The sequence below is a fragment of the Clostridium sp. CS001 genome (genome assembly GCF_020443565.1).
Lineage (GTDB): Bacteria > Bacillota > Clostridia > Clostridiales > Clostridiaceae > Clostridium_AD.
On sequence record NZ_JAIZZN010000038.1, the window covers coordinates 20,296 to 27,001 of the forward strand.

The 6,706-nt window shown below is 30.9% G+C and carries 3 protein-coding genes; all 3 read left to right on the forward strand.

Annotated elements, in window-relative coordinates; translation table 11 throughout:
- Window positions 1-339: 339 nt before the first annotated feature.
- The 3 genes from LGK97_RS17950 (at window position 340) to LGK97_RS17960 (ending at window position 6,321) form a co-directional block, all read left to right on the forward strand.
- A complete protein-coding gene (locus tag LGK97_RS17950; RefSeq protein ID WP_226261350.1) occupies window positions 340-2,067 on the forward strand; it encodes a serine hydrolase domain-containing protein in 1,728 nt (575 codons plus the stop codon).
- Between the two features lie 319 nt (window positions 2,068-2,386).
- The gene (locus LGK97_RS17955; protein WP_226261351.1) at window positions 2,387-4,381 is read left to right on the forward strand and encodes a methyl-accepting chemotaxis protein; all 1,995 of its coding nucleotides are present in this window, start codon (window positions 2,387-2,389) and stop codon (window positions 4,379-4,381) included.
- 695 nt (window positions 4,382-5,076) lie between these two features.
- Entirely contained in the window at window positions 5,077-6,321 is a 1,245-nt protein-coding gene (locus tag LGK97_RS17960) for a nuclear transport factor 2 family protein (RefSeq protein ID WP_226261353.1), read from the forward strand.
- Window positions 6,322-6,706: the final 385 nt, after the last annotated feature.

Genomic DNA, 6,706 nt, shown 5'->3' on the forward strand with positions numbered 1-6,706 from the left:
TTACAATCTGAAGTATATCAATTATTTAAGGTTATGTATATCTGGTGTTTCTGAGGAAGATATCAGTAGCATTGCTACTATAATTTCAGTTATTCGAAGCTTAAATTGACACAGGCTTATGATCGAATTGAAGACCTTAAAATACATGACTTAACCCATTAAAAATTGAAATATACTGAAAGTAATGGTATAATTAAACAAAAATTACGTGATAAGCAAAACAACTAATTTTTTCTGGGGAAAAATAAAGCTTGTACATAATTTCATTGAAAGTTTAGCTTATGACTTAAATCTAAAAGACTCATGAAAAAAAATCTTAACTATAATGGGGGCACCAATATGAAAAGCAAACAAGATAAGATTGAACAAGTTGAAAACGGTCTTCGTCCAGAATATTTTATTAAAGGAGACAAACTGAAATCAATCACGGAAGTAATGAAAGAAACCAATACACCTGGTATTAGTGTAGCTATAATCTATAATTATGAAATAGTTTGGACTAAGGGATATGGAGTTGCAGACACAGAAACACAGCTACCAGTGAATGCAAATACTATTTTCCAAGCTGCATCTATAAGCAAACCAATTACAGCTATAGCTGTAATGAAGTTAGTTCAGGAGGGAAAACTAGATCTGGATGAAAATATAAACGCATATCTAAAAACTTGGAAATTGCCGGAGAATGAGTTTACTGCTAAAAATAAAGTAACTTTGAGAAATATACTATCACATACAGCCGGAGTTACAGTACATGGGTTTTCGGGTTATAAGCCTGATGCTGATATGCCGACTTTAGTGCAGGTGCTTAATGGTGAACTTCCTGCAAACTCAGGTAAAATTGTTGTTGATATGGAGCCAAACAATGAATCTAGATACTCTGGTGGTGGATATACAATTGTGCAGCAAGTTTTAATAGAACAGTTACAAAAACCCTTTCAAGAAATTATGAGGGAATTGGTATTAGAACCGTTAGGTATGACAAATAGTTTTTATAGTAACATTGCTTTAAATGAAAAGCAGTCTACTAATGCTACAGCTGGTCACAACGACGATGGAAAACAGGTTCTTGGAAAGAGACACCTTTACCCTGAAATGGCAGCCGCAGGGCTATGGACTACAGCTGAGGATTTGGCCAAGTTTTCTATGGAAGTTCAAAAATCCTTAAAAGGTGAATCTAGTAAAATTCTTACTAAAGAATTTATGGAGATTATGACTACTCCAGTTTTAAATGGAGAATGTAATATTGGACTGTTTAATGAAAAGGTATGTAGAGATCAATTACTAGAACATGATGGTGGTAATGAAGGGTATACATGTAGCATGCAATTTCACAAAGAAAAAGGATTTGGTGTAGTTTTAATGAGTAATTCCCAGCGTGGATATGAAATGAAGATGCCTTTATTTGTAAGCGCTGCAGCAGCTTATGACTTTGATAATATTTTGCAGCCTGATTATGAAATAGTTGATTTGTTAGCAGATGAAATTAAACTTTTCAGTGGTAATTATAGAATGGAAGTTGATAAAACCGTAAAAATTTTTCAGGATAATAAAAAATTGTTTTATAAAACAATCTTTGATGAACTTAAACAGCTTGATTATGTGGGTAATAATATTATGATTGATATAAATCGAACAGTTAAGTTTGAGCTTAGAGAAGATTCAAGGGAATTATATATGAATGAAAAGAAACTAGAACGCCTAAATCATGGCGAAAAATTGGCCAGTGATTATATCCAAGAAGGTAATATAGAACAAGCAGTAAGATGTTATCAAGAACTTATGAAAAAGGATAAGGATATGAAAAATCAACTAGAAAATAAGTTGAATAATGATGGATATGGCTGTATTTGGAGGAAGGATTATAATAGTGCAATAGCTTTTCTAAAAATCAATACTATTCTTTTTCCTGAATCTGCTAATTCTTGGGACAGTCTGGGCGAGGCATACTTTAGTGATAAACAGTATGAGTTATCTATTGAAGCTATGAAAAAATCTTTAGAATATAGTCCGAATAATCAGAATGCAACACAAGTGATCAAAGATGCTAAAGAACATTTAAAAAAATAGATATAGATAACGTGCCACCCGTATTATGGCACGTGGCATGTTAAAGGCAGCAAGTTAAAAGTTAGGAATTTTTAATCTGAAAATGATTAGAAATTCCTTTTCTTTTATGTATTAGGTCAGTAGAGGGTTAGGGATAAGGGGTGCGACAATTTTTTCGAAAAAACATATAAAGAAAGCAAATTAATGCCATTAATGTAATAATTTTTTGATGAATTATAATTAAATATGAAAGTTTATATAATAATACAGCACAATGTGATAAAATACTAAAGGACTTTGACAAATGTTTAACTAATATTAATTAAATAAGGAGGCAATTATGAAAAGTATAAAATCAAAATTAATAGTGTTTATAGGACTATTAATAGCAACCATAAGTATAGGATTGGGGATAATTTCTTTCATAAATTCATCAAAGGCACTGACTCTAAATCTGGGAAAGACGCTGCCTAAGATTGCAGAACAATCAGCAAGTAATATTGAAGGAAGAATTGAAGGTCAGCTGAATTCATTAGAGGTTATATCAGCAAGAGCAGACATAAAAGATCTAAAGAACCCATGGGAAAGTAAAGTATCAATTCTTTTAGAAGAAGTTAAGAGAAGCGAAAGTATAAAGATGGGTATTGCAGATAAAAATGGTGATATAAAATACACTGATGGAAAAAGTGCTAACATTAAGGAGAGACCATATTTTCAAATGGGGTTGTCTGGTAAAAAGAATGTAGCTGATCCATTAGTAAGTAAAGTAGATGGATCTATAGTAGTGGTGTATGCAGTTCCAATTAAAAATAATGATGAAGTTGTAGGGGTATTAATTTCAACTAGAGATGGTAATAAATTAAGTGAATTAACTAATCAGGTTAAATTTGGACAAACAGGTAATGCATTTATGATAAGAAAAGATGGGACAACTATAGCACATAGCAACAAAGATCTAGTGACCAAGATGTATAATGCCATTGAAGAATCAAAAAAAGATGCGAGTTTGCAACCTTTAGCAAACATTGAAAAGAAGATGGCTATGGCAGAAATGGGAATAGAAGAATATAAATTTGAAGGCGTAAGTAAATATATTGGATACGCGCCAGTGAAAGGGACAGAATGGTCATTAGCAGTTGTAATAGCAAAAACAGAGGTGTTATCAGAGTTAGACAGTTTAAGGAATTCTATTATGATATCATCTATATTATTTTTATTAATTGGGTTTGCAACAGTTTATATAATTGCAAATAGTATATCTAAAGGAATAAAATCAACTTCAAAACATTTGGATTTATTAGCAAAGGGTAACTTAAGTGAAGAGGTTTCTCCTAAGTATATAAAGTTAAAGGATGAAGTTGGAGAGATGACTAATTCAATGAAAATAATGCAAGATGCATTTAGAAATATGATTAATCAAATAAAAGAAAATTCCTCAAATATTAATATGCAATCAGAAAACCTATCCTCAGTTGCAGTAGAGATATCTAGTTCATCACAAAATGTAGCTGAGGCGATAAATGAAATTGCACAGGGAACAGGCTCACAGTCGGAAGATTTAATAAATGCAACAGAAATTCTTAGTGAATTTAGTAATAAGTTATCTGGCATGGTTGGTGAAATACAAGCTGTAGATTCAAATTCTAGAGAAATCAATTTAATGGCAAATGATAGTAGCGTAGAAATGAATAAATTAAATCAGTCTGTAAAAAAGGTTAGTGACTCATTTAAGAGCTTTAATGACAAGATTATTGGACTTGGAAAAGGCGTAGATGAAATAAATGAAATTACGGATATAATAAATAATATAGCTGATCAAACAAATTTATTAGCATTAAACGCTGCCATTGAGGCAGCCAGAGCAGGGGAAGCAGGGCGAGGTTTTTCAGTGGTAGCAGATGAAATAAGAAAACTTGCTGAACAATCAAAGATATCCTCTGAAAATATTAGTAGATTAATAAGTGAAATAGCTAAGAGTACTGATGTTATAGTTCAAGACTCTGTTGAAATGGATGGAGAACTTATAAATCAAGGTAACATTATAGATAGTTCAATAACATCCTTTAGGAATATTATACAAGCTGTGAATGAAATAATTCCTAAAATACAAACTGTTAAAGATTCTGCTGAAGATATTGATAAAGATAAAAATACCATTTTAGCTAAAGTGGATGGTGTATCAGCAGTTTCACTTGAAGTTTCAGCATCCTCGGAAGAAATTGCAGCATCCTCAGAGGAAATGACTGCGGCGACTGAAGAAGTTGCAGCAGCGGCGCAAATGCTTAGCACTATGACAAATGAAATGTTAGAAGGGGTAAATAGGTTCAAAATTTAAACTCTGGTAGCAAATATTATAAAAAAGTTAAAAGGGAACCCTACGTATTTTAACATACGTAGGGTTCCCTTTTGAAAATAACTTAGTAAAGTTCGTCTATCTATTAAGTTATTTTCAAATGAATTTGAATTAAGTAATATGTAGAATATGTATAATTAGAATTATTTTAATTGTATTGACTTTTAAATTCATGATTGGTATTATTTATACATAAGAAAATAGGAGGTGCTATAAGATGATTATTACTACTTGCTAATTAATTTTCAAATAGGGAAATTAATATTAAGAGAAATTTTAAATTGCCTAATTCATTAGGTTTATTTGTTATGCTTCTTTTAAAGATTTGCAAGTAGAGACTGTCAAACTTATAGGACTAAAATTAAATCATCTGTTTTACATTTTATTTACTATTATAAATTAAGATTAAATCCAGGATTACTAATAATATGAAACTTTCAACATTAAGTTGGTAAGGTATATTACAAAAGCTTGGACTACTTTTTAGAGCGACTATTATAGAATGCTTTGAATTTATTTAGTATGCGATTTTTTATGTAAAGTACTATGATTTTTTAGACTGTAATAAGGCTTTGCTTTACTACAGTCTTTTTGATTTGTGTAGCCAAGTAAGTTTATTGAATTAGGCTAGATAAAACTGAAAGAACATAAAGTATATTAATGAGGGGTGTACATGTATGAGAAACCAAGTAAATAATGAATTAAGAGAAGTATTAAATGTATTTGAGCAGGCTTATATAGAAAGGGATGTTAACAAGGTTGATAGTTTCATGGAAACGTTATTTGATAAGGATGAAAATGTAATTGTGGTTGGTACAAGCTGTGGTGAATTATGTTTAGGGTACGAAGAAGTTAAAGAGTTATTTTTAGGTGATTGGGAATATTGGGGAGACCTAAGAATTAAGGATGATGAAACTACTATAGTTCCACTTGGAAACACCGCTTTAATCCACACTACAGGTACAATCAAGTACTCGTTTAATAGTAAAAGCGATACTTATACACGTTATTTAGGTTATATTAAAGCATATTTTGATGGAGTTTCTTCTAATAGTAAAAAAGCTAATAAGGTGAAAATAACAGAAATCAATTGGACTTTATGTCATTTACTAAATCAGAGAAATAGTGTGAAAAGAGATTATTTATGGGATTTAGGTATTTCACTTGTGTTAATTAAAAAAGAAACAAGATGGATAATAAGACAAATGCAGTTTTCGCTTCCGGTAGTCGGACACATGCCAGATGTAAGAATTGAGAATAGTAGTGATGATGCTATAGACAGTTTCAATAATGAAACAATAAAAATGAAGGAGTATTCTATTAACAATACTCCAGCATATAATGATGAGATGTTAAGACTTCTACAAGATTTTAATGAAGAATATATGAATATGGATAAAGAGATAGATATAATTGCAAGTAAATATTTTACTGCTAATAACCCATTGATCATTAATACAGACAACTCTATTTATAGTAATCAAGAAGAAATTAAGAAATTAATAGATAATCATAGAGTCTGCTACGATGAAATGACATTTGATTATGAAAATTGTTTAGTTAATTCTAATGAGGGAGTGGCCTTTCTAGTTACTCATGGTACTATGAAAAAGGTAATTTCCGAAGAAAATGCCTTTGAAAGTACTGTAAACATAATCGAAGATATATTTACAAGTGATGTAGATGATAAAGAAAAGCTCTTTAAAATAAGAAAAAGGATTGCGGGTACTTTCAAGGAAAATGCAAAGGGCGAAGAATATGTTTGGCCATTTAGGTTTGAAGCAGTAGTTACTAAGGAAAAAGATAAGTGGGTATTCAAATACCTTCAATTTTCGCTTCCATTTAATTGGATTCTTGAAGGAAAGACAGATGCATCTGAAGAAGTGACATCTACGCTACAAGTGGCAAGTTTAGAAATCTAAATAGAATTAGGTGCCACCCATCTAAAAAGTGAGAAGTGGGTGGCACCTTTGTAATTCTGATAAGGAGAAATTATGAGATATATTTATGATGCTTTTGGCTTCTTAATTTTTTTATTTATATTTATATTAATCATTAAAGTTTATATGTTAGTGGCAAATTATGTAGGCAAAAAAATAGGGTTTGGAAAGATATTCACTTGTATATGGCGAAAAATAGGGAAAAGATAATGGATTTAATGTTATAATTAGGATATATAGAGCTTATAATTATATTGAGTAGTCACGGAAACTAATATGAAAAACTTGAGTTTCTATAAAGTAATTATAGTGTCCTAGGTTTTATGCTCGGAGAGCAGTTGGGGAGAAAAATAGGCATAGCAAACAA